Source organism: Haloimpatiens myeolchijeotgali, from assembly GCF_042688525.2.
In the GTDB taxonomy this organism is placed as follows: Bacteria; Bacillota; Clostridia; order Clostridiales; family Clostridiaceae; genus Haloimpatiens.
This window is the reverse complement of the sequence record NZ_JBHWAB010000001.1, coordinates 3768976-3793889: the sequence shown is the minus strand read 5'-3', so window position 1 is coordinate 3793889 and position 24914 is coordinate 3768976. Positions and strand designations below refer to the sequence as shown.

The window sequence follows — 24914 nt, the reverse complement described above, 5'->3', positions numbered from 1 at the left end:
ATAATGGAATGTTAAGTTAATTAACCTTAAGATTTTCTGAAAAATAAAAAAAATGATATAAGATAATATAATATTATGGCAAAATATGATAAAATATATAAATATAAAGGTTTATATAATAAACTAGTAAATACAAAATTAATTAGTAAAAGGGGGATATTTTATAATGAAATTTAAAGATTATAAATACGAAAGACCTGATATGAAAGAAGTAGAAAACAAGGTTAATGCTTTAATACAAAAATTTAATGATGTAGATTCACTTCAGATTCAAGATTCAGTAATGGAACAAATAAATGAAATTAGAAGTGAAGTAGAATCTATGATGGAATTAGTAGGTATAAGAAATTCTATTAATACAACAGATGAATATTATGAAAAAGAAAAAGAATTTATGGATGAGAATATGCCAGTTTACGAAGGAATTATATCTAAATGGTATGGTGCTTTAGTTAATTCTAAGTTTAAAAAACAATTAGAAGAAAAATGGGGTAAACAATTATTTACATTAGCAGAATTTCAATTAAAATCTTTTAAACCAGAAATAATTGAAGACTTACAGAAAGAAAATAAACTTGTTACAGAATATGATAAGTTAAAAGCTTCTGCTAAAATTATGTTTGAAGGAGAAGAAAGAAATTTAGCGCAGTTGCAGCCATTTATGGAATCAAAAGATAGAGATGTTAGAAAAAGAGCTTATGAAGCACATACAAATTTCTTTGTAGAAAATGAAAAAAAATTCGATGAAATATATGATAAATTAGTAAAGGTAAGGGATAAAATTGCTCATAAGTTAGGATATAAAAATTTTGTAGAGCTTGCATATATAAGAATGATGAGATCAGATTATAATTCCGAAATGGTAGCAAACTATAGAAAGCAAGTGCTAGATTATATAGTACCAGTTGCTGAAGAACTAAAAAAGAGACAAGCAAAAAGATTAGGTCTAAAAGAACTTAAATACTACGATGAACCTTTAAAATTCTTAACAGGTAATGCTGTACCTAAAGGAGATCCAGAATGGATTTTGAACAATGGAAAACAGATGTATAAAGAATTATCTCAAGAAACAAATGAGTTCTTTACTTTTATGGTTGAACATGAACTTATGGATTTAGTAAGCAAAAAAGGCAAAGCTGGAGGAGGTTATTGTACTTATATAAGTAAATATAAATCACCATTTATCTTTTCAAACTTTAACGGAACTTCAGGAGATGTAGATGTGCTTACTCATGAAGCAGGACATGCATTTCAAGCTTATTCAAGTAAAGAAATTAAGGTTCCTGAATATTCATTTCCAACATATGAAGCTGCAGAAATACATTCAATGAGTATGGAATTTTTTACTTGGCCTTGGATGAAATTATTCTTTAAAGAAGATGAATTAAAGTATAAGTTTACACATTTATCTAGTGCATTAACATTTATTCCTTATGGAGTTACAGTAGATGAATTCCAACATTTTGTATATGAAAATCCTGAAGCTACTCCAGAAGAGAGAAAGAAAGCTTGGAGAGAAATTGAGAAGAAGTATTTACCAAATAAAGATTATGAAGATAATGATTTATTAAATAGAGGAGGATTCTGGTTTAGACAAGGACACATATTCCAAGTACCTTTCTATTATATAGATTATACTTTAGCTCAAGTATGTGCTTTACAGTTTTGGGTAAAAGCTAATGAGAATAGGGAAGAAGCTTGGACAGACTATTTAAGATTATGTAGAGCAGGAGGAAGTAAATCTTTCTTAGGGTTAGTTGAACTTGCTAATTTAAAAAATCCATTTGAAGATGGATGTATAGAATCAGTTATGGGACCAATTCAAAAATGGTTAGACAATGTTGATGATACTAATATGTAGGTAAGTATAATAAAATATATTTAAAAAACTGCAGCAGTTTGCTGCAGTTTTTTTAATGAAATGATTAAATAAACGAGAGATAATAAATTTTTATACGATTTAATTAATGAAAGGGACGGAAGTTATTGCAATAACAGGTAGGAGTGTGTATAGATGATTAGTGACAAAGAATTAATAGAAAAATTGAAGAAAAAGGATAAAAAAGCACTAGATATTTTAGTAGATAGATATTCTAATCTTGCTTTTAAAGTTGCATATTCTGTGCTTAATAATAGGGAATTAAGTGAAGAATGTGTTAATGATGTATTGCTGAAAGTATGGAATTCTGCAGTAAAGTTTAACAAAAGTGAAGAGAAATTTAAAAGCTGGATTATAGTTATAGCAAAGTATACAGCTATAGATTTATTGAGAAAAGAAAAAAAGTACAATGATAATATGTTATTAGATGACAATATTTATACAGAAAGTTCTTTAGTGGAGTCAGTTTTGGAAAATAAAGAAATGAAAAATCTTATAATGAGTGAAATAGGTAAAATGGATGAAACCAATAAGAAAATATGTATAAAACGATTTTTTTTAATGGAGTCGGTAAAGGACATAGGTAATGCTTTAGGTTTGAGTGAAAGTGCTATAAGCAATAGATTATTAAGACAACGGAAAAAACTTAAAGTAATTCTTCAAAAGGAGGGGATGTAGATGAAAATTGAAGAAAAAATATTAGACGTAATTGATTATGTAGATGTAAAAGAAGAAGATTTTAATTATGTGGATGTAGAAATAAACGAAATTGAAAAGAAAAGAATAAAAAAGAATATTAGAAAAAAGATTTTACATAAGAAGAAAGCTAAAGGTAAAATTATAGCTGCAGCAGGTATTTTAGGATTTGCAATTTTTTCAGGAATAATTTTATATAAACCAGCTTTTGCAAAAGATTTTCCAATTTTTGATGTTATTTATGAAAAACTTGGATATTACAAGGAGTATAATGATTATACTGAATATATAGGAAAGTCCAAAAAGAGTAATGGATATACATTTACAATAGAAAAATTAGTTGGAACTCCAAATAAAATTGTATTAGCAGTAAAAATTCATAGTGATAAACCATTTAAGAAACAACCTGATGTGGGATATAAAAATAATTTCTTTCCAAGTGTGCAATATGAAGGAACAACTTGGGATTCGGGAGGTAGTGGTTGTAATTTAATAGATAAAAATAACCTATTAGCTGTATATGAAGTAGAAAGTATGTCTGGATTTCCTAAAAGAGGGAAAATGAAAATAAATATTCAGTCATTTGAAGATAATAATGATAATACATCAGTAAAGTTTAATTTCAAAGTAGATTTTTCTAGTTCTTATGAAAAAACTATTAGTAAAAAAATAAATAAAGTGATTGGCAATGGAACAAAAATAGAGAAAATCAATTCATCTATTTTAGGAACGTTTATTTTTATGGATAATTCTAATAATGATAAAGAACAACCAGTGCTGCTTAAATTAGATGAAAACATATATAGTTTTAACTCTTATGGAAGTAAGTATAAAAAAGCATGTTTCTTCTTTCCTAAGGTTACTTATAAAGAAATGAAGGAAGCAAAAAGAATTAGTATAATACCTATAAACAGAGATTTTAATGAAGGAGATGATAAGTGGAATAAATCAATGGAAAAAATTAATAAATTATTAGAGAAAAAGAAAGTAAGTATACAAAACAAAGTTCGCTATTATAAAACATTAACTTTTACAGACGATACTAAGGGTGAATTTTATAAAATAGAAAGAAAAAATAATAAAGTTAAGCTTTATTTTAAAAGTGATAAGCATACTTTAGAATTTTTAAGTAAATTAGTATTATCAGATTATGCAGAAGATAAAGATAGTGAATCTTTTATTTCAAATCTATATTGGGGATATGTATATAAAGATATAAATACTAAAAATGGATATGTTGTTGAATTTGATGATATAAATGACAATAAAGAACTAGAATTAGTTTTTTTTAGAAGCGGATTGATTGTAGACGGACAAAGTATAGGTAAGGAAATTTATATTAAATAGAGTTAACATTAAATAGAATTAATTATATATAGTGTTATTGTTTACCAATATATAGAATAATGTTAAGAAATTTAAAGAATAAAAATAAAACATGAGTTTTATGCATCTAGCATAAAACTCATGTTTTTATTAGTTAGTTTCTTCCCAACATTCAACATTTTTTAATCCTTTAATATTATTCTTATAGAAAACAGGATCTTTACCTTCTTTTTTCTGTTTAATATAATCTTCTAAAGCATCGAATGCAATATGTGCAAGTTGGAAGATAGCAACTAGATTTATAATTGCCATTAATCCCATGAATAAATCAGCCATATCCCATACTATTTGAATTTTTGCTATTGAACCAAATACAACCATGCCTAGTACACAGAATCTATATATCAACAAGCATAATCTATTTCCTTTAATGAATTCCATATTTGTTTCGCCATAATAATAATTTCCTACAATAGAGCTAAAAGCAAATAAAAGAATGCATACAGCTATAAATGTAGTACCCCAAGAACCAACTTGAGAGCTTAAAGCAGTTTGAGTAAGTTGAATTCCCTCTAACTTTGTTTGAGTATACACTCCTGAAATTAATATAATGAATGCAGTACAACTACAAATAATTATAGTATCTGTAAATACTCCTAAAGTTTGAATTAAGCCTTGTTTAACAGGATGAGTTACATCTGCAGCTGCAGCCGCATTTGGAGCACTTCCCATACCTGCTTCATTTGAAAAAAGACCTCTTTTAATTCCCATAAGTAAAGTACCTAAAAATCCACCAGCAGCTTGTTGTAATCCAAATGCATTTTTAAATATAAGTGCAAATATTGAAGGAATTAATGTTATATTTTTAAGAATAACAAATAGAGCTATTAATATATATATTATAGCCATTATTGGAACAATAATTTCAGCAATTTTTGCAATTCTTTTAACCCCACCAAAAATAATTAATCCAGCAGCGGCAGTTAAGACCATTCCAATTATTAGCCTATTTACACCAAAAGCTTCTTGAAAAGCAAAAGTTATTGTGTTAGCTTGTACCGCATTAAAAACAAGTCCAAAAGATATAGTTATCAATATTGAAAAAAGAACTCCTAACCATCTTTTATTTAAAGCTTTTTCCATATAGTAAGCAGGACCACCTCTGTATCCATGCTTATCTTTAACTTTATAAATTTGAGCTAAAGTACTTTCAACAAAACTTGAGGCACTACCGATTATAGCAATTAACCACATCCAAAATACTGCTCCAGGACCTCCAACGGCGATAGCTATGGCAACGCCAGCTAAATTACCAGTTCCTACTCTTGAAGCTGTACTTATACAGAAAGCCTGAAATGAAGAAACTCCTTTTTTTTCATTTGAAGTTACAGATTTTGAAGCACCTTCTCCTAGTAATCTAAACATTTCCTTAAACATTTTAAATTGAACAAACTTTGATTTGAATGAGAAATAAAGACCTATACCAATTAATAATATAATAAGCACATAAGACCACAATATGTTATTACATGAAGAAATAATCTTTTGTAAAAAAGTTAGCATTAAATTGTCCTCCTTTTAAATAGTGCAATTTGTTTGTTAGTATGTTTTTATTTAATATGTCATTAGCCTCATTAGGTAATATTTTTTTTAAAATTGAGTTGTACAATGTAATGAATAATTATAGAATAGGGCACGAGCGTTATGAAAGCATTTCTATGAAGTATGTAAATCAATAAATATCATTTTTCACAATATATACATAAAATAATGCCTGAAATCAGACATTATTTTATGTAATTGTATCAAATAACATATAATATATCAAATAATTGTATTTTCTGAATATTAATGAAATTATGCCTGAAACTATTAAAAAAATACTTTGAAAAAATTTTTAAAAGAGGTAAGCATGTTATTTATGAAAATAAATTTTCATAAATGTAAATTTATTTTCTAATTGTGAATTTATTTGATGTTAGATATAGTTTAAATTAATTATATATAGTATAATTTAAATAAGAAAACAATAAAATTTCACTAATGTGAAATTTTATTGAATAATTGAATATTGTTATAAATTTTTAAAATTTATTTATTAATGCTTTATAAAGTTATGTGAAATGAAAATCATATATCATTAAAATGTATTTGATTTAAAGGTAAAATAAAGTAAAAAAATTGAAAATTATAGAGGTGGAATAAATGGCAGTTGATATTGGAAGAAAAATAAAAGAACTAAGAATGAGTAAAAATTTAACATTAAAAGAATTAAGTGAAAAGGTAAATCTGTCTATAGGATTTTTATCACAATTAGAAAGAGGTCTTACTAATGTAGCTGTTGATTCTTTAGAAAAAATAGCAGATGCTCTTTCGGTAGAGTTAACATACTTTTTTTCTATACCAAAGAGCAGTAATGAAAGTATACTTAGAAGTTATGAACAAGAGATTTTTCAAGTTACGAATTCTAAGTTTATAAACTATCACTTAACAAATGATATTGAAAATAAAACTATACTTCCAAGACTTGTTCAAATACTTCCTAGCAGCAGTGATGAAGAGATTAATAATTATCAGCATGAAGGTGAAGAATTTGTATATGTATTGGAGGGAATATTGACTTTATTCTTAGATAATCAAAAATATGAATTATATCCAGGGGATAGTGCTCATATTGAATCAAATATTGCTCATAATTGGGCAAATTATACTAATAAAATAGTAAAATTATTATCTGTTAATACTCCAAATCCATTTAAGAATAAAGAGTAGGAGTGAGAAATTATGAGGGGGACTATTATAAATATTCAAAAATATTCCATACACGATGGACCTGGCATAAGGACTACTGTATTTTTTAAGGGATGTCCATTGAACTGTTGGTGGTGTCATAATCCAGAAAGTCAAAATAAAAGTAAAGAACTTATGTATTGGAAAGATAAATGTACAGTGTGTGGTATGTGCGTAAAAAAATGTTCACAGGCAGCGATAGAACTTAAAGATGGATTGTTGATAAATGATAGAGAAAAATGTATAGCCTGTGGAAAATGTGTAGATTTTTGCAGTAATAATGCAAGGGAAATAGTGGGAAAAGAAGTTTCAGTAAGAGAGGTAATAAAAGAAGTAGAAAAAGATATTATTTTTTATGAAGAATCAGGAGGAGGAGTTACATTTTCAGGAGGAGAACCAATGTTTCAGTATGAATTTTTAAATGAGCTAATTGATATTTGTAAAACAAAAGGAATTCATACTGCAGTAGATACTACAGGCTTTACTTCTTGGGATAAGTTAAAAGAAATAGCTTCAAAGGCTGATTTGTTTCTCTATGATTTAAAAACAATGGATAGTAAAAAACATAAAAAATATACAGGAGTAGATAATGAAATTATATTAAATAATTTAAAAAAACTTTCAATTATTCATAACAATATATATGTTAGAATTCCAATTATACCAGGAATAAATGATGATGAGGATAATTTAAAAAGAAGTGCAGAATTTTTAGGACAGCTAAGAATTAAAAAAGTAAATTTATTACCATACCATAAATATGGTATGGATAAATACGAAAGACTTAAAAAGTCTTATAAATTGATAGATAAGGAAGAACCATCAGATGAAATCATGTCAGAAATATCAGAGTATTTTGTTAAAAGCGGATTGAATGTTAAAATAGGGGGTTAGTATCATATGAAAGAAAGGGTAAGAAAATTAAGATGTCAGAGTTTAAATGCTGCTCCATACATTTCAATGGAAAGAGCAAAACTTGTAGATGAAATTTATAAAAAGTATTTAGGAAAGGTGTCAACAGCAATATTAAGAGCTTTGGCTTTTAAAAATATAATGGATAATAAAAAACTTTGTATAAATGATGGTGAGTTAATAGTAGGAGAAAGAGGAGAAAAACCAGCGGCCACTCCAACTTATCCAGAACTTTGTTGTCATACACTAGAAGATTTTAAAATAATGAATGAACGTGATAAGATATCTTTTAAGGTTAATGAAGACGCAAAAAAAATCCAAGAAGAAGTTATAATTCCTTTTTGGAAAGAAAGATCTATGAGACATAAGATATTTAATAGGATGACAGATGAATGGAAAGAATGCTATAATGCTGGAATATTTACTGAATTCATGGAACAGAGGGCTCCAGGACATACTGTAGCAGATGATAAAATTTATAAAAAAGGTTTTAAAGATTTTAAAAAAGATATTAATGAGGCTATAAATAAATTAGATTTTTTAAATGATGAAAAAGCTCTCGATAAAAAAGAAGAACTGAATGCTATGTATATTTGTGCAGATGCTATTATAACTCTTGGAAAGCGATATGGTGAACTTGCTAGAAAAATGGCACAGAAAGAAAGTGATTCCGTAAGAAAAGAAGATCTTTTACACATAGCCAAAATTTGTAACTGGGTTCCTGAAAATGCTCCACGAACATTTGAAGAAGCGCTTCAAATGTATTGGTTTGTTCATATAGGAGTTATATCAGAATTAAATACTTGGGATTCTTTTAATCCTGGTAGATTGGATCAGCACTTATATCCTTTTTATAAAAAAGAAATAGAAGAAGGCACTTTAATTAGAGAAAGGGCAAAAGAATTATTAGAGTGTTTTTGGATTAAATTTAATAATCAACCTGCACCACCTAAGGTAGGAATAACACTTGCAGAAAGCGGTACGTATACAGATTTTGCTAATATAAACAGTGGTGGACTTACAAGAGATGGAAGGAACGGGGTTAATGATGTAACTTATTTAGTATTAGAAGTTATAGATGAAATGAGACTTCTACAGCCAAGTTCAAATATTCAATTAAGTAAGAAAAATCCTAATAAATTTTTAAAAAAAGCTTGTGAAATTATAAGAAAAGGTTGGGGCCAACCATCAATATTTAATGCTGATGAAGTGATTGCTGAAATGTTAAGGGCAGGTAAATCTATAGAGGATGCTAGATGTGGAGGAACTAGTGGATGTGTAGAAACAGGAGCCTTTGGTAAAGAGGCATATATACTTACTGGATATATAAATTTGCCTAAAATATTAGAAATTACATTACTTAACGGTAGAGATTCTCAGACTAATAAATTAATAGGTGTTGAAACAGGAAATCCTATATATTTTAAAAGTTATGAAGAATTATTTGAAGCATTTAAAAAGCAACTTCATCATTTTGTAGAAATAAAAATGAGGGGTAATAATATAATTGAAAAATTGTATATGGAAAAAATGCCATCACCATTTTTATCTATTATTGTAAGTGATTGCATTAAAAAAGGAAAAGATTATAACGCAGGAGGAGCTAGATATAATACTAATTACATTCAGGGGGTAGGTATAGGAACTATAGCAGATAGTTTATGTTCTATAAAGTACCAAGTATATGATAAGAAAAATCTTTCTATAAATGAGATGTTAAACGCATTAAAAAGTAATTTTGAGGGATATGAATATGTGAATAATTTAGTTTCAAATAGAACTCCTAAATATGGAAATGATGATGAGTATGTTGATGAAATTATGCAGTCTATTTTTGAGGCTTATTATGAGGAAGTTACTGATAGAAAAAATATGAAAGGTGGACATTATAGAATAGATATGCTTCCAACGACTTGTCATGTCTATTTTGGTTCAGTAATGGGTGCTTCACCAGATGGAAGAAAAGCAAAAGAGCCTCTTTCAGAAGGAATTTCTCCATCAAAGGGAGCGGATAGAAATGGACCTACAGCAGTTATTAAATCTGCATCAAAAATGGATCACATGAAAACAGGAGGAACTCTTTTAAATCAGAAGTTTACTCCAAAAGTTCTTGAAGGAGAAGAAGGTATAAATAATTTAGCAAGTTTAGTAAGATCATACTTTAAGCTTGATGGTCATCATATTCAGTTTAATGTAGTTGATAAGAGTATCTTATTAGATGCTCAAAAACATCCAGAAAACTATAAAGATCTTATTGTACGTGTAGCTGGATATAGTGATTATTTCAATAATTTGAACAAGGAATTACAAGATGAAATAATTAGTAGAACAGAACAGAGCTTTAACTAATTTAAAAGAATGTAAAAATTATAAAATATATATTTGAAAGGGGAATTATTATGAGTAAAGTTGTTGGTTTTATTGGTTGTGGAAATATGGGAGGAGCTATGATGCGAGGACTTGTAAAATCCAAATTAGTTTCACCACAAAATATTATTGTTGGAGATTTAAATGAAAAAAGGTTAGAACAGGTAAAAAAAGAATTTGGTGTAGAAATTACTACAGATAATAAAGAAGTAGCAAAAAAGGCTGATATATTGATATTATCTGTAAAGCCTAATATATATAAGATAGTTGTGGATACAATTAAAGATTCTGTTAAAGAAGATGTAGTAGTAATAACTATAGCAGCAGGAAAAGGTATAGAAGAAACAGAAGAATTATTTGGAAAAAAACTAAAAGTTATAAAGGTTATGCCTAACACTCCAGCACTTGTAGGGGAAGGTATGGCAGCAATTTGTCCAAATGAAAGGGTATCAAAAGAAGAATTAGAAGAAGCTGTAAGTATTTTTGAAAGCTTTGGAAAAGCTGAAGTTTTAGATGAAAAATATATGGATGGAGTTACAGCTGTAAGTGGATCATCTCCAGCATATGTATTTATGTTTATAGAAGCAATGGCAGATGCTGCAGTACTTGAGGGAATACCAAGAACTAAAGCATATAAGATGGCAGCTCAAGCTGTTTTAGGTTCTGCAAAAATGGTGTTAGAGACAGGAAAACATCCAGCAGAATTAAAAGATATGGTGTGTTCTCCAGCGGGAACAACAATTGAAGCTGTAGGAGTTCTTGAAGAAAGAGGATTTAGAAGTGCAGTTATAGAAGCTATGAAAGCATGTGCAGAAAAATCTAGAGAAATGAGTAAATAGTAAAGGGAGATAATTCAAATGGAGATAAAAGACAGGATAAATAAACTTTTGATAGAAATGAAAAAGAAAGAATTAGATGGTTTATTTTTAATGAGGGAAGCAAATGTAAGATATATGAGTGGATTTACAGATTCTGATTCTTATTTATTTATAACTTGTAAAGGAAACTATTTCATAACAGATGGAAGATATACAGAACAAGCTGAAAAACAGTGTCCACAGTATAAGGTTATAAAATGGGGCAAACCAATAGGAACATTAGGAGATACAGTTAATAAGATAGCAAAAGAATTAAATATAAAATCAATAGGTTTTGAAAAAGATAAAATGACTTATGCTTTATACGAAGATTTTAATCGAAAAATTAAAAACATTGATTTAATACCTACTGTTGGATTAATAGAAAGCTTAAGATATATAAAAGATGAAGAAGAAATTGATAACATAAAAGAGGCTTGCAGAATAGCAGATTCAGCTTTTGAAAAGATATTGAATTTTATAAAGCCAGGTATGAAAGAAAGTGAAGTAGGGTTAGAGTTAGAATATTATATGAGAAAAGAAGGAGCTTCTAAAGTAGGCTTTGACACTATTTTAGTATCTGGTAAGAAGACCTCTCTTCTTCATGGAAAACCAGATAACAAGATCATAGAAGAAGGAGACTTTATAATTTTAGATTATGGAGCTCTTTATAATGGATATATTTCAGATATGACAAGAACCATAGGTGTAGGAAAGCTAGATGATAAACAAATAGAAATTTATAATCTAGTAAAAAAAGCCCAAGAGGAAGCTTTAAAAACTATAAAGGCAGGTATAATAGGAAAAACACCTGATGATAAAATAAGAGAAATAGTAAAACAATATGAAGAGTATTATTATGCTGGAATAGGTCATGGGGTTGGAAGAGAACTTCACGAACAACCTTTTTTAGGTAAATATTGTGATAGGATACTTGAAAAAAATTGTGTAATTACAATGGAACCTGGAATTTATATACCTGGATGGGGTGGAGTTAGGATTGAAGATACTATAGTTGTAACTGAGGATGGTTATGAAAGATTAACAAAATCTCCTAAAGATTTAATAATGGTTTAACTTAACTTTTACACATAAAAAATAAGATTTTTATAAATGATATTTTCCTATTTTAAAAAGTAAAATTGAAGAAAAAATAAGTTATGGAGATATTTTTATGCAATTAAGGTTAATTAAAGAAAAAGAATTTTACAAGAAAATGCTGACTATTGCAGTTCCTATTGCTATACAAAATTTAATAACTACATCTTTAAATATGATTGATACTGTAATGATAGGAAAATTAGGAGAAACTCAAATTGCAGCAGTGGGACTGGCTAATCAGCTTTTTTTTATATTTATGATTTTTTTATTTAGTGTGAATAGTGGAGCAGGAATTTTTATAGCACAATTTTGGGGTAAGAAAGATATAAAAAATATAAGACGAGTATTAGGGATAGCTTTAATTTTAGGAGGAGTGTGTAGTTTATTTTTTTTCCTTTGTGGATTTTTAATTCCGGAAAAAGTATTGAAAATATTTTCTCAAAATGATAAAAAAGTAATTATATTAGGAAGTCAGTACTTAAGGATTGTATCTTTTAGTTATTTAGTTAATAATATAAGTATAGCTTATGGGTATGGATACAGAAATATAGGACAACCTAAATTGCCTATGATTATTAGTGGAATTTCAATAATATTAAATACTTTTTTGAATTATATATTTATATTTGGTAAGCTAGGTTTTAGTCCTATGGGAATAGAAGGTGCTGCTATTGCTACGTTAATCTCTAGAATTTTTGAGTGTTTTTTAATTGTATATGTAATTTATTCAAAAAATCATATACTGGCAGCTAAAATAAAGGAAATGTTAGATATATCACGTGAAATTTTTAATAAATACTTTAGAACTTCAATTCATATAATTGTAGATGAAGGTCTATGGTCTTTAGGAATAACATTTTGTTCTATTGCATATGCAAGAATAGGTACGGAAGCTTTTGCTGCATTTCAAATTTCAAATACTATTCAAGAAATTTTTATGGTTGTAGCTATTGGAATAGGAAATGCTTGTGCGGTAATGGTCGGTAATAATCTTGGTAATAAAAATTTCAAAAAAGCAGAGCATTATGCAAAAAAGTTTTGTATAGTTGGACCGATACTAGGTTTATTAATAGGAAGTATACTATTTTTAATATCTAATTTTATTGTAAATATATTTAGTGTATCTCATGATGTGTCTATACAAGCAGTAAGGACTTTAAAGGTAATGTCCTTATTTGTATGGATTAGAATTTATAATACAGTTATGATAATAGGTATATTACGAAGTGGTGGAGATACAAAATTTACATTGTTTTTAGAAACGGGAACTATATGGTTAGTGGGGGTACCTCTTGCATTTATAGGAGCGTTTTACTTTAAATTACCTATTTATTTAGTTGTAATGTTAGTTTCTCTAGAAGAAGTAATAAAAGCTATTTTAGGAACACCAAGATTGATTTCTAAAAAATGGGTATGTAATATAGTAGAAAGAATATAATATTTTAACGTAGGAGGAATAGTAGTGGAAGTTAGTAACAAGAAAAAAAGTATTTACGCAGATTTATCATTGTTTTTTGTAGCCATAATATGGGGTGGAGGATTTGTAGCAGTAAAAGATGCTTTAGATAGTGTTACACCATTTTATATGATGACAATGAGATTTGGTATATCTACTATACTTATGACTATAGTATTTTGGAAAAAAGTAAAAAAAATAAATAAAAAAGATATCATGTTAGGGACAATAGTAGGAGTTTTCTTATTTGGAGGTTTTATGTTTCAAACCATAGGGCTTCAATATACTACAGCAGGTAAACAAGCATTTTTGACAGCAACTTATGTAGTAATAGTACCTTTTTTATATTGGGTATTCAGTAAAAAGAAACCAGATAACTATTCTATAATAGCAGCATTTTTAGCTCTTGTGGGTATAGGTATGTTAACGGTGCAGGGAAGTTTTCATATAGGTATAGGAGATAATTTAACTCTTATATGTGCAATATTTTTTGCAGCTCAAATAGTTGCAATTGGTTTTTTTACAAAAAACATTGATCCTATAATTTTAACAGTAGTTCAATTAGGAACAGGTACTATATTTTCTCTTCTATGTGCAGTTATTTTTGAACCTAAATTACAACCATTAAATACAAGAGGAATTATATGCATATTATATTTGGGAATATTTAGCACAATGATTGCTTTTATTGTTCAAAATGTAGCACAAAAATATACTTATTCTACTCATGCAGCATTAATACTTTCTCTTGAATCTTTTTTTGGTTCTCTATTTGCGGTTATTTTTTTAGATGATGTATTTACAATAAAAATGATTTTTGGATGTATTTTTATTTTCATAGCTGTAATAACTGCTGAAACTAAATGGAAATTTTTAAAAAAGAAAAAACTTTAAGGTGTGGACAACAGAAAACATATATGTTATAATATTTATTATGCCATTTAATAAATAATTTTATAAAAAACTAATTTTAAACTTGTTTATGTAATATGAATTAAATAAACACATAAGAAATTGGATATATTGATAAAGTATGAAATAATATTTTATAACTTGATTATTCAGAAACGATATTCTTGTGAATATCGTTTTTTTATTAGTTTAATTATTAATTTGCAAATATTATAAACATAACTAAATTTTTATTAAATAAATATTTAAATTATATAAATAATAAAGATATAAGATACACTAAAAACTATTATAGGAAGGAAATATAATATGGAAAAAATTAAGTTTAAAGAGTTAAATTTATCACCAGAAATAATAAGAGCAATAACAGATATGGGATTTGAAGAACCATCTCCTATTCAAGCAAAATCAATACCATACATCTTAGAGGGAAGAGATGTAATAGGTCAAGCACAGACTGGAACAGGAAAAACAGCAGCTATCGGAATTCCAATTTTAGAAAAAGTAGATTCTGAAAGTAATGAAGTTCAATCACTTGTTTTATGTCCTACAAGAGAACTTTCTATTCAATTTGCAGAAGAACTTAAAAAACTTTCTCGATATCAAGAAAACATTAATATTTTAGCTATATATGGAGGTCAACCTATAGAACGTCAAATCAAGGCATTGAAACGAGGAGTTCAAGTAGTAATTGGTACACCAGGAAGAGTTATGGATCATATGAGACGTAAAACATTAAAAATGCAAAATGTAAAAATAATGGGATTAGATGAAGCGGATGAAATGCTTGATATGGGTTTTATAGAGGATATTGAGACTATACTTAAAGAAATACCAAAAGAAAGACAAACAATTTTATTTTCAGCAACTATGCCTAAAACAATTTTAGATATAACTAAAAAATATCAAAAGGACCCACAAATTATAAAGGTAGTACATAAACAACTTACAGTTCCTAATATTGAACAAAAATATTTTCAAGTTAAAGAGAAAAGTAAGCTAGAAGTATTAACTAGATTAATAGATATGTATAACCCAAAATTATCAGTAGTATTTTGTAATACTAAAAGAAAAGTAGATGAGTTAGTTATACAGCTTCAATCTAGAGGATATTTTGCGGATGCACTTCATGGAGATTTAAATCAACGTCAAAGAGATAGAGTTATGAATAAATTTAGAAATGGTACTGTAGAGATATTAATAGCAACAGATGTAGCAGCTAGAGGTATTGATGTAGATGACGTTGAAATTGTATTTAATTATGATTTACCACAAGATGAGGAATATTATGTTCACAGAATTGGAAGAACAGGAAGAGCAGGAAGAACGGGAAGAGCTTTTTCATTTGTTTCAGGTAGAAGTATTAGAAAATTAAAAGAAATAGAAAAATATGCTAAGACTAAAATTACTCGTCAAGAAATTCCAACAATTAAAGATGTAGAAGAAATAAAAATAAACTCATTTATGGAAAACGTAAAATCTGTTATAGAGGATGGACATTTAGGAAGATACATTAATTATATAGAAAAAATGACAGAAGAAGATTATACAGAAATTGATGTAGCAGCAGCTCTTCTAAAAATGAGTATAAATAATGAAAAGAGTAATACTGAAAGTGAAGATATAGACGAGAGTGATGATTTAGAAAATACAGGTGCAGAACAAGGAATGGTTAGACTTTTCATAAATGTGGGAAGAAGACATAAGGTTAGTGCAAGAGACTTTATAGGAGCTATAGCTGGTGAAACAGGTATTAGAGGTAAGGTTATAGGAAAAATAGATATTTATGATAAATTTACTTTTGTAGAGGTTCCAAAAGAGAATGCAAAAGATGTTTTAAAAGTGATGAAAAATAATAAAATAAAAGGAAATAAAATAAATATAGAACCAGCAAATTCAAGATAGGTTATTTTAAGAAAATCCAGTTAAGCAAATTTTGAAATATATTATAATATAGTAGTATTGATGCATAGTATAGAATGTATAAGTAATTTATTAGGAATGATAAGAATGTTACCAATTAGTTATATTGTTAAACCTGGTGATAGTCTATATTCTATATCTAGAAAATTCGGTACTACTATAAAACGTATAAAGGAATACAATAATTTAGAGAGTAATATGATTTATCCAGGACAGAAGTTATATATTACTGCTATATTTTATACTGTTCAACCTGGAGATTCACTTTATTCAATTGCAAAATTATTAAATACAACAGTAAAAAGTATAGTAAAATTAAACAACTTAAATTCAATCATTTTGTTAATAGGTAAGCCTTTAAAAATACCTTTTTATACAGAGGTTGTAGTGGGAGTCAATAATGGAAATATTAGAAGTGGCCCAGGGAAACAATATCCTGTGGTTGCTAAAATGTCAAAAAAAGCTAGGTTGCCTGTAGTAGCAGTAAGAGGAAAATGGTATAAAGTTAGACTTTTTAATGGTGATATAGGTTGGATTTCAGATAGTATTGTTCAATTTAAAACATATGGAGCAAGAAAACCTATTTCTAGTATATTAGGATATTATACTACTGAAGAAGGACCACAATTACCTAGTTCTTATGATTCATTTGTAAATAATAAATATAATATTTCGGAATTAGGGCTGTTTATGTTTAGAATAGATCCTAAAGATCCTACACAGATAGAAAAATTTGGTGAGTTTACAGATCAATATGTAAAAAATTTAGTTTTTATAGCTCACACAAATAATATAAAAATTATGCCTACAGTTCACAATCTATTATATAAGAATGGAGGAACTGAACTTGCTAGAGAATTAGTTAGTCAAATGGTTTCTACTAAACAAAACCGTCAAACATTTATTAATAGTGTAATAGCTTTAATAGAAAAATATAATTTCGATGGTGTAAATATGGATATAGAAGATGTGAATATAGAGGATAGTGAAAATTTAACTAAGTTTTATACCGAACTTGGAAGAAGACTTCACCAAAAAGGGTACTATGTTTCAGCAGCATTACCATCTAGAATAAGTGATAAACCTTTTAATCCATTTTCTGATCCTTTTGATTATGAAAGGATAGGAGAGGCATTAGATGAAGCAGTTATAATGCTTTATAATGAACACGGATGGCCTGGAAGTGGGCCAGGACCAGTAGTTTCAATAGGATGGATGGAAAGAGTAATAAATTATACAGTAACAAAGATTGACAGGGAAAAAATAGTGGCAGCAGTTTCAGTATTCGGATTTGATTTTAATTTAACTACAGGTAAGAATAATTATGTTACTTATTCAAAGGCGGTAGATTTAGCTAAAAAGTATAATAAAGAAATAATATTTGATGAAAAAACTCAAACTCCTACATTTTCATATACAGATGAAAATGGTAATGAACATGAAGTTTGGTTTGAAGACACTAGAAGTATAAAAGCAAAAATTAAGAAAGCATATGAATTGGGAATTAAAGGAGTAGCACTTTGGAGACTTGGTATGGAGGATCCAAAGATTTGGGATATGATACAAAGTGATATAGTGGTTTCTAAAAAGTAAGAATAGAGAACTTTGTTCTCTATTCTTACTTTTTATATTTCTATTGTTGTTCCAGTAGAGTTTATAAAAAAATTATTACACTGCTTTTTAAACATTTTAACAGCTGTTTCTCCTGTACAATGAGATACACCTATAAGTTCAATTCCTAATTTTTTAAAGTGTTTAATAGTTGCTTCAATTCTAGATTTATCTGCTTCTACAAGATGAGTTCCTCCAATGACACCGTAAATTTTTTTATTTGTTCTTTTTCTGATTGTATCAACTATGTTTATAATTCCTGGATGAGAACAACCTGTTAAGATAAGAAGACCTTTTTCTGTGTCTATAGCTAAAACTATTTCATCTTTAAAAGTATCAGTAACATAGTTATTATTAATTTTAACTTTCATATTCGGATTTAATTTTTCAATTTCATTAGTTTTTTCAAAATTAGTAAATATATAAATAGATGAAGAGATTTTTATTATATTTGAATCTACAAAATTAACTTCTAAACCTTTATTTTCTATGAAATCTTTATCAAAGTCTATTCCTATATATTTATATGTATCGGTATTATCTGAAAAATCAAGTTTTTTATTATTAGCATAATAATGATATTTATCCATATTATCAAAAAAGTATTCACTTACATAAAATTTAGGTTTTATATTAAAAGCATTCAAAAATTTTTTTACACCACCACAATGATCATAATGAGCATGGCTAAGTATTAAATAATCCACTTTTTTTAAGTCTACATTTAATTTTTTTGCATTTTCGATGAAGTCACCTGTTTTACCAGTATCAAAAAGAATAGTACTTTCTGGTGTTTCAATAAACATAGATAAGCCATGTTCATTGGTTAAAGATTTATTTTCTCCTAATGAATTTTCTATTAAAGTTGTTAATTTCAAGGGAATCATCTCCTTATGCAAAATTTATTCCATCCAATTACAGCAGCACCAATTGCCCCAGCAAATTGAGAAAATTGAGAAGTATGTATTTGCTTATTTAATTTTTTACTTAAAGCATTTGCTATTTCATTACTTTGAGCAAGTCCCCCAGTAAATAAAATTTCATCAGTTACATTTAATTTATTTACTAGTGTAGAAGTTTTATTTACTATAGAGCTAATTATTCCTGCAGCCACAGATTCTTTGGAAGCACCATTAGCTAAAAGACTTATAACTTCTGATTCAGCAAATACAGTACACATGCTTGTAATGGATTGAGGTTTAGCATTTTTAGTAAGTGTATCTAAATCACTTATGTCAGAACCTAATAAATTTATCATTACTTCTAAAAATCTACCAGTACCAGCAGCACATTTGTCATTCATCATAAAATCTGTTACATTGCCATCTACATCTATACTGATAACTTTACTGTCTTGCCCACCAATGTCAATGATAGTTTTAGTATTAGAATTTAAAAAGTGTGCTCCTTTAGCGTGACAGGTTATTTCAGTTATAGTTTTATCTGCAAACGTAATAGCTACTCTTCCGTAACCAGTAGCTACAATTTTTACCTCTTCTCTTTTAGCATTTACTTTCTTAAGCAGTGTATCTAATACGTTTTCACAAGTTTTCTTAGGACTCCAGCCTGTTGGTACTATAACATAATCAAGGATTTTATTATTTTTATACAGTACCCCTTTAGTTGCGGTAGACCCTGAATCAATTCCTATAGAATACATAAGTAGTCCTCCTTACATCTTAAAGTTAAAGCATTTCTATAAATGCAGATATACGAGTTTTAAGTTGGCCTATATCGGATTCAGAATAATCAGTTTCTAAACTCATATAAGGTATTTCTTTTTTTGTAGTTACAAATTCTTTAATTCGTTTAGTCTCTACATTATAAGTATGACAAGCTTGAAGAATCATGTCAATTACTCCATCAATTTTATATTGGTCAATTAATTTTGATAATAAGTCTATTCTGTTATCATTAGGAGATATACAAGAACAACCTATATTGAGGTAATTTTCAGTTAGGGCATCTATGACATTTTTATTTTCATCAACTAATCTATATTTAGATTTTATTCCACTACAATTTTCAAAACAAACAACAATGCCACCATTTTCCTCTACTAATTTAACTATTTTTTCTGTAGCTTCTCCTATAGGGCAACCAGTTATAAGTATTCTAGGTGTATTTTCTGAGATTTTATGTTTCTCATTTTTATATTTTTCTTTGATGTTGTTTATTAATTTTTTTATATCTTTGTTTTGTTGTTTTTTATCTATTGTAAATTCAGTACCATGAAGTACTTTGATCATTTCAAGTCCAGTGATTGGAGGAGGGCAAAGTGTGCTTAATTCATAAAATTCTTTTAAAATACGTCTTTCTTCATTTCTGAGTTGTATAGCTTTTTTAATATCATTTTCTGTTATTTTAACATCAAGTTGATTTTCAAGTGATTTTTTTAAAGCAAGCATTTCGTTACTCCATAATTCCATTGACCTATCATGGTCTATAGTTTGTGGAAGCTGCATAATATGCATTGGTTTTAGTTTGCTTAGATATTCATACATTTTCTTTTTGCCATCACAAGTAGTTTCACCTACAATCATATCTGAAAAATAGAAATAAGGACATTTATTTGTTATTCCAAAACCATAACTTGATTTAATAAGTGGACATAAATTTCGTGGTAAATCTCTTTCAGCATCTGATATAGGTTCTTGGCTTCCACCACATAGAGAGATAGGAATTGCATCAGCAGCCATGATAAGTTCATAAGGGGTAAAAGCACAAAAAGTTCCTACTATTTTTTTGCCAGTTTCTTTTAAATTTTTTATTTTTATAAATCCATTTTTTCTTGCTTCACTAAATTCATTAAATATTTCAGGAAAATCGTTCATAAGTTGTCACTCCTTTATTTTTATACTTTTATTGTATTTGATTTTATAATTCAAAACTGCCACAATAGATAAAAACTATAAATAGAGGCAAAATCATTATTTTTTCTTATAAAACAGTATTTAAGAAACAGTTGAAATTTTAGAACAAATTATTAACTTTTACTTGAAATAATATTGATAAAGGTGTAAAATTAATAAGATGTAAATTTTATTGATAAAAGTTTAAAATTAATTTTTATCTCTAAGGTTAATTTAAGAAGTATGGAGGAATTAAAATGAAAAAAGGTACAGTTAAATGGTTTAACAAAGAAAAAGGATTTGGATTTATCGAAGTAGATGGAGAAAATGATGTATTCGTACATTATTCAGCTATCCAAGGTGACGGATTTAAATCTTTAGAAGAAGGCGAAGGCGTTGAGTTCGAAGTAGTTGAAGGTAAAAAAGGACCTCAAGCTGCTAACGTTGTTAAACTATAATTTAAAATTCGAATGTATAAACGGCATTTTTTAAATGCCGTTTTTTTATTTTTTGGATAGATGCTTTGGTTCTTTATGTTTTGTATGGTAAAATATTTATAATAATTGTAAAAAAAGTATATTTATTTTAAATGGGGTGTGATAGGTTTGAAAATTGAAGTCACAAGACCTTGGATTTTGCTTTTAATTCCAATATTAATGTTTTTAACTATTTATTCATCAAGAAAACTTAAAATAAATAAAATTAGAAAAATCATAATATCTATTATAAGAAATTGTATAATCATAATGTTAATTTTATCTTTAGCAGATTTAAGTATAATTTGGAGAGCTAAAGATATTACAACTATATTTTTGGTGGATTGTTCTGATAGTATGGAAAAAAATAAAAAACAATGTGAAAATTTTGTTGAAAATGCTATTAAAACTAAAAGCTCTAGAGATTCATTTGGAGTTATGTCATTTGGAGATAATGCACTTGTAGATAATTTTATATCTAAAAAATCAGCTTTTTCAGGTTTAGAAACAGAGCCTAATGGTAGATATACTAATATAGAAAATGCACTTATGAATTCACTTTCAATAATACCTAATAATACAAAGAAAAGAATAGTATTACTAACTGATGGAAAAGAAAACCAAGGAAATAGTACTAAGCTTGTTCCTACATTAAAGGCTCAAGGAGTTAATTTAGAAGTTTATAAAATAAATAATGTTAAAAAAGATGAAGTGGCAGTAGAAAATTTAATAGTACCAAAAAAAATTAGAGTAGGCCAAGAATTTAATGTGGAAGTAGATATAAAAAGCACTGTAAACACAAATTCTAAAATAACATTATTTAGTGGTAATACTAAAAAAATAGATGAAAATGTTAAAATAACTAAAGGAAATAATAAATTTATTTTTAAAGATATTGCAGATGTTGGAGGATTTAAAACTTATAAAGTTAATATAGAACCTTCTTTAGATAATGAAATTTCAAATAATGAAGCTTCTACTTTTACTGAGATTAGAGATAAAGCAAGGATTTTGGTTATTAAAGATAAAGAAGATGCAAATGAAGTAATAAAAATGTTAGAAGCATCAAATATGAATTATGATGTAGTAAAAGCAGGAGGAGAGCCTTCTACATTAAAGGGATTATCTAAGTATAAGACTATAATTACTTGTAATGTTTCTGCAGAAAATTTAAGTGAAGGTTTTTTAAATTCATTAGAGTCTTATGTTAAAGATTTAGGGGGAGGTTTTATTGCTGCTGGTGGAGAAAATTCTTTTGCATTAGGAGGATATTCGAAGACATCCTTAGAAGATGTATTGCCTGTATATATGGATATGAGAGGAAAAAAAGAAATACCAGATATGTCTATGATGCTTGTAATAGATAGATCAGGAAGTATGGGTGGCACAAAAATGGAACTAGCTAAAGAAGCGGCAGCAAGGACAGTAGATTTTTTAAGAGATAGAGATGAGATAGGTGTTTTAGCTTTTGATGATAAACAATATTGGGTAGTAGAAAGACAAAAAGCAAAAGATAAGAAGTCAATAAGAAATCAAATTGGAACATTAAGAGGCGGAGGAGGTACTAGTATACTTCCAGCATTATCTGAAGCTTATAATTCACTTAAAGAAAGTAATGCAAAGATTAAACATATAATACTTTTAACAGATGGACAGGGAGAAGGACAAGGATATGATACATTAATTAGTGATATAAATAAACATCACATTACAGTATCTACCGTATCAGTTGGACAAGATTCAGATGTTGGGTTATTAAAATATATATCAGAAAAAGCTAAAGGAAGATTTTATTATACAGATGAATCAACAAATATACCTAGGATTTTTGCAAAAGAAACATTTATGGTTTCTAGAACATATTTAAATAATAAAAAATTTACTCCAATAGTACAAAATATACATCCTATAATTTCTGGAGTTTATGAAGAGGGTTTTCCACCACTTTTAGGATATGTAGGAGCTACACCTAAAAATACTGCAAAAGTAATTCTTAAGAGTAATGAAGATGATCCTATACTTACAGTTTGGCAGTATGGGTTAGGTAAAACAGCAGCGTGGAATTCTGATATAAGTGGTAAATGGAGTGCAAATTTTATAGGATGGAATAAGAATCTTAAATTATGGCAGAATATGATAAATTGGACTGTTGAAAATTATAATAATGAAAGTATGATAGTTAACACTAATATAGATGGTAACAAAGGTATAGTGAATTTAGAAGATAAGAGAGCATCAGAAGATTTAGATGTAGAAATGGAGATAATAGGACCATCTATGAAAAAAATAAAATCAAAGTTATATCCTGTACGTCCACAAAATTTTAGTGGATGTTTTGAAATGAAAGAAACAGGAGCATATATTATAAAAATAAACGAATTGAAAAATGGAGGAATTGTAAACTCAAGTACTACAGGAATTTGTATGCAGTATTCGCCAGAATATAAAATAGCAGATGAAAATCAAGAACTGGATAGATTAGTTAAACAAGCTTCAGGAAAATTTATAAATAAACCTTCTGACGTATTTAAAGGAAAGTTGAAAGAAATTTATGCAAAGAGAAATATTACAACCATTTTACTTATTGCTGCACTTATGCTATTTGTATTAGATATTGCATTGAGGAGAATTAACTTACCATATAATAAATTACAATCTAAGATTTTAAAAGTTAAATCAAAGGTAAAAGAAATAGTTCCAACTAAAAATAGTAATAACAAAATAAAAAATAATGTTAATAAAAATGTGGATAAATATAATGATGAAAAAGAATATGTTGATAACTATAATAATGATGATAACGAAAATCAAAAGAATGATAAAAGTGATAATGACAAAAAAACTAACAATAAACAAACAATTGATACATCTACATTATTAAGAATAAAAAAAAGAAAATAAACTAAATAAAAAAGAAATGTGTTTGTAAATATATTATTATAAAAAGTATGCTAGAGCATTAACGTCTAGCATACTAATTTATTAGACATATACTTTGTGCAGAAATACCTTCTTCTTTTCCAGTAAAATTTAAACCCTCTTCAGTAGTAGCTTTGATATTTATTTGATTTATGTTTATATTTAATGCTTTAGAAATGTTTTTTTTCATATTTTCAATATGAGGTGCCATTTTAGGCTTTTCAGCTATTATTGTAGCATCAATGTTAATTATTTTATATCCAGCATCATTAATTAATTTTTTGACTTTTTCTAAAAGTAAAACACTTGAAATTCCTTTAAAATTGTTATCAGTATCAGGAAAATGTTTTCCTATATCACCGAGAGCAGCAGCTCCCAATAAACTGTCCATTATGGCATGTATAAGTACATCAGCATCTGAGTGTCCTAATAGACCTTTAACATGAGGTATTTGTACTCCGCCTAGTATTAATTTCCTATTTTCAACCAATTTATGTACATCATAACCCATTCCTATTCTCATTTTAACACCTCCACATAATATTATATCATATGTAGAGTATAACAAAAAAATAGATAACTTCCTTATTTATTATAAAATAGGAAGTTTAATATTGAATTTATTGAAATATTATAAATTCATTTTATGTTTTATAGAGTTTATTCTATTAGTATTATTTTTTAGACGTTTTTTACTAAATATTTTTTTTATATTATTGAATAAATATTTTAGGATATTATTCATGTGTTTCTTATGTTTATATTTTTTTTTATTGTTAAAATCAACAAAGATAATCTTATTATTTGCCATTAGCAACCCAACCTTTCATAAATAAA

The 24914-nt window shown here is 27.5% G+C and carries 19 protein-coding genes; 14 read left to right on the top strand and 5 right to left on the bottom strand.

Annotated features, from left to right (window positions below; translation table 11 throughout):
• The first annotated feature begins 166 nt into the window (after positions 1-166).
• The 3 genes from ACFIJ5_RS17050 (at position 167) to ACFIJ5_RS17040 (ending at position 3922) form a co-directional block, all read left to right on the top strand.
• Entirely contained in the window at positions 167-1861 is a 1695-nt protein-coding gene (locus ACFIJ5_RS17050; protein ID WP_379809191.1) for a M3 family oligoendopeptidase, read from the top strand.
• 153 nt (positions 1862-2014) lie between these two features.
• A complete protein-coding gene (locus ACFIJ5_RS17045; protein WP_379809189.1) occupies positions 2015-2557 on the top strand; it encodes a sigma-70 family RNA polymerase sigma factor in 543 nt (180 codons plus the stop codon).
• On the top strand, positions 2558-3922 hold the full coding sequence (locus ACFIJ5_RS17040) for a DUF4179 domain-containing protein (RefSeq protein WP_379809187.1): 1365 nt from the start codon (positions 2558-2560) through the stop codon (positions 3920-3922).
• 129 nt (positions 3923-4051) lie between these two features.
• On the opposite strand, the gene ACFIJ5_RS17035 is transcribed toward ACFIJ5_RS17040, so the two are convergent.
• Complete coding sequence (locus tag ACFIJ5_RS17035; protein ID WP_379809185.1) at positions 4052-5464, bottom strand: alanine/glycine:cation symporter family protein; 1413 nt, start codon at positions 5462-5464, stop codon at positions 4052-4054.
• Between the two features lie 642 nt (positions 5465-6106).
• Between ACFIJ5_RS17035 and ACFIJ5_RS17030 the strand changes: the two genes are divergently transcribed.
• The 9 genes from ACFIJ5_RS17030 to ACFIJ5_RS16990 all read left to right on the top strand — a co-directional run bounded on the left by ACFIJ5_RS17030 (position 6107) and on the right by ACFIJ5_RS16990 (position 17812).
• Positions 6107-6673 carry a helix-turn-helix domain-containing protein gene (locus ACFIJ5_RS17030; RefSeq protein ID WP_379809183.1) on the top strand — a complete coding sequence of 189 codons (567 nt, stop codon included), beginning with the start codon at positions 6107-6109 and terminating at the stop codon, positions 6671-6673.
• A 9-nt stretch (positions 6674-6682) separates the two neighbouring features.
• Positions 6683-7585: a trans-4-hydroxy-L-proline dehydratase activase gene (locus tag ACFIJ5_RS17025; RefSeq protein WP_379809638.1), complete on the top strand. Its 903-nt coding sequence runs from the start codon at positions 6683-6685 to the stop codon at positions 7583-7585.
• Between the two features lie 6 nt (positions 7586-7591).
• A complete protein-coding gene (hypD, locus tag ACFIJ5_RS17020; protein WP_379809181.1) occupies positions 7592-9952 on the top strand; it encodes a trans-4-hydroxy-L-proline dehydratase in 2361 nt (786 codons plus the stop codon).
• A 50-nt stretch (positions 9953-10002) separates the two neighbouring features.
• The gene (gene proC / locus ACFIJ5_RS17015) at positions 10003-10809 is read left to right on the top strand and encodes a pyrroline-5-carboxylate reductase (protein WP_379809179.1); all 807 of its coding nucleotides are present in this window, start codon (positions 10003-10005) and stop codon (positions 10807-10809) included.
• A gap of 18 nt (positions 10810-10827) precedes the next feature.
• Entirely contained in the window at positions 10828-11904 is a 1077-nt protein-coding gene (locus tag ACFIJ5_RS17010; RefSeq protein WP_379809177.1) for a M24 family metallopeptidase, read from the top strand.
• Between the two features lie 97 nt (positions 11905-12001).
• A complete protein-coding gene (locus tag ACFIJ5_RS17005; protein WP_379809175.1) occupies positions 12002-13366 on the top strand; it encodes an MATE family efflux transporter in 1365 nt (454 codons plus the stop codon).
• 24 nt (positions 13367-13390) lie between these two features.
• The gene (locus ACFIJ5_RS17000) at positions 13391-14278 is read left to right on the top strand and encodes a DMT family transporter (RefSeq protein WP_379809173.1); all 888 of its coding nucleotides are present in this window, start codon (positions 13391-13393) and stop codon (positions 14276-14278) included.
• Positions 14279-14605: 327 nt separating this feature from the next.
• Positions 14606-16201: a DEAD/DEAH box helicase gene (locus ACFIJ5_RS16995; RefSeq protein WP_379809171.1), complete on the top strand. Its 1596-nt coding sequence runs from the start codon at positions 14606-14608 to the stop codon at positions 16199-16201.
• 60 nt (positions 16202-16261) lie between these two features.
• Positions 16262-17812, top strand: coding sequence for a LysM peptidoglycan-binding domain-containing protein (locus tag ACFIJ5_RS16990; RefSeq protein WP_459253865.1), 1551 nt, complete (start codon positions 16262-16264; stop codon positions 17810-17812).
• Between the two features lie 32 nt (positions 17813-17844).
• Here the strand turns inward: ACFIJ5_RS16990 and ACFIJ5_RS16985 are convergent, their stop codons facing one another.
• The 3 genes from ACFIJ5_RS16985 to ACFIJ5_RS16975 are packed head-to-tail and all read right to left on the bottom strand — an operon-like array spanning position 17845 to position 20664.
• Entirely contained in the window at positions 17845-18708 is an 864-nt protein-coding gene (locus ACFIJ5_RS16985) for an MBL fold metallo-hydrolase (protein WP_379809169.1), read from the bottom strand.
• A gap of 5 nt (positions 18709-18713) precedes the next feature.
• A complete protein-coding gene (locus tag ACFIJ5_RS16980) occupies positions 18714-19490 on the bottom strand; it encodes an acyl-CoA dehydratase activase (RefSeq protein WP_379809167.1) in 777 nt (258 codons plus the stop codon).
• A 25-nt stretch (positions 19491-19515) separates the two neighbouring features.
• On the bottom strand, positions 19516-20664 hold the full coding sequence (locus tag ACFIJ5_RS16975; protein WP_379809165.1) for a double-cubane-cluster-containing anaerobic reductase: 1149 nt from the start codon (positions 20662-20664) through the stop codon (positions 19516-19518).
• A gap of 275 nt (positions 20665-20939) precedes the next feature.
• Between ACFIJ5_RS16975 and ACFIJ5_RS16970 the strand changes: the two genes are divergently transcribed.
• Positions 20940-21140, top strand: coding sequence for a cold-shock protein (locus ACFIJ5_RS16970; protein ID WP_379809163.1), 201 nt, complete (start codon positions 20940-20942; stop codon positions 21138-21140).
• A 147-nt stretch (positions 21141-21287) separates the two neighbouring features.
• The gene (locus tag ACFIJ5_RS16965; protein WP_379809161.1) at positions 21288-24059 is read left to right on the top strand and encodes a VWA domain-containing protein; all 2772 of its coding nucleotides are present in this window, start codon (positions 21288-21290) and stop codon (positions 24057-24059) included.
• Between the two features lie 73 nt (positions 24060-24132).
• On the opposite strand, the gene ispF is transcribed toward ACFIJ5_RS16965, so the two are convergent.
• Positions 24133-24600, bottom strand: a complete 468-nt coding sequence (gene ispF, locus ACFIJ5_RS16960) for a 2-C-methyl-D-erythritol 2,4-cyclodiphosphate synthase (protein ID WP_379809159.1) — start codon at positions 24598-24600, stop codon at positions 24133-24135.
• Between the last annotated feature and the right edge of the window lie 314 nt (positions 24601-24914).

Excerpts from the sequence above, each read along its gene's own strand:
- ACFIJ5_RS17050 (WP_379809191.1), top strand. The coding sequence starts at position 167 with ATGAAATTTAAAGATTATAAATACGAAAGACCTGATATGAAAGAAGTA.
- ACFIJ5_RS17045 (WP_379809189.1), top strand. The coding sequence starts at position 2,015 with ATGATTAGTGACAAAGAATTAATAGAAAAATTGAAGAAAAAGGATAAA.
- ACFIJ5_RS17040 (WP_379809187.1), top strand. The coding sequence starts at position 2,558 with ATGAAAATTGAAGAAAAAATATTAGACGTAATTGATTATGTAGATGTA.
- ACFIJ5_RS17035 (WP_379809185.1), bottom strand. The coding sequence starts at position 5,464 with ATGCTAACTTTTTTACAAAAGATTATTTCTTCATGTAATAACATATTG.
- ACFIJ5_RS17030 (WP_379809183.1), top strand. The coding sequence starts at position 6,107 with ATGGCAGTTGATATTGGAAGAAAAATAAAAGAACTAAGAATGAGTAAA.
- hypD (WP_379809181.1), top strand. The coding sequence starts at position 7,592 with ATGAAAGAAAGGGTAAGAAAATTAAGATGTCAGAGTTTAAATGCTGCT.
- proC (WP_379809179.1), top strand. The coding sequence starts at position 10,003 with ATGAGTAAAGTTGTTGGTTTTATTGGTTGTGGAAATATGGGAGGAGCT.
- ACFIJ5_RS17010 (WP_379809177.1), top strand. The coding sequence starts at position 10,828 with ATGGAGATAAAAGACAGGATAAATAAACTTTTGATAGAAATGAAAAAG.
- ACFIJ5_RS17005 (WP_379809175.1), top strand. The coding sequence starts at position 12,002 with ATGCAATTAAGGTTAATTAAAGAAAAAGAATTTTACAAGAAAATGCTG.
- ACFIJ5_RS16995 (WP_379809171.1), top strand. The coding sequence starts at position 14,606 with ATGGAAAAAATTAAGTTTAAAGAGTTAAATTTATCACCAGAAATAATA.
- ACFIJ5_RS16990 (WP_459253865.1), top strand. The coding sequence starts at position 16,262 with ATGCATAGTATAGAATGTATAAGTAATTTATTAGGAATGATAAGAATG.
- ACFIJ5_RS16980 (WP_379809167.1), bottom strand. The coding sequence starts at position 19,490 with ATGTATTCTATAGGAATTGATTCAGGGTCTACCGCAACTAAAGGGGTA.
- ACFIJ5_RS16975 (WP_379809165.1), bottom strand. The coding sequence starts at position 20,664 with ATGAACGATTTTCCTGAAATATTTAATGAATTTAGTGAAGCAAGAAAA.
- ACFIJ5_RS16970 (WP_379809163.1), top strand. The coding sequence starts at position 20,940 with ATGAAAAAAGGTACAGTTAAATGGTTTAACAAAGAAAAAGGATTTGGA.
- ispF (WP_379809159.1), bottom strand. The coding sequence starts at position 24,600 with ATGAGAATAGGAATGGGTTATGATGTACATAAATTGGTTGAAAATAGG.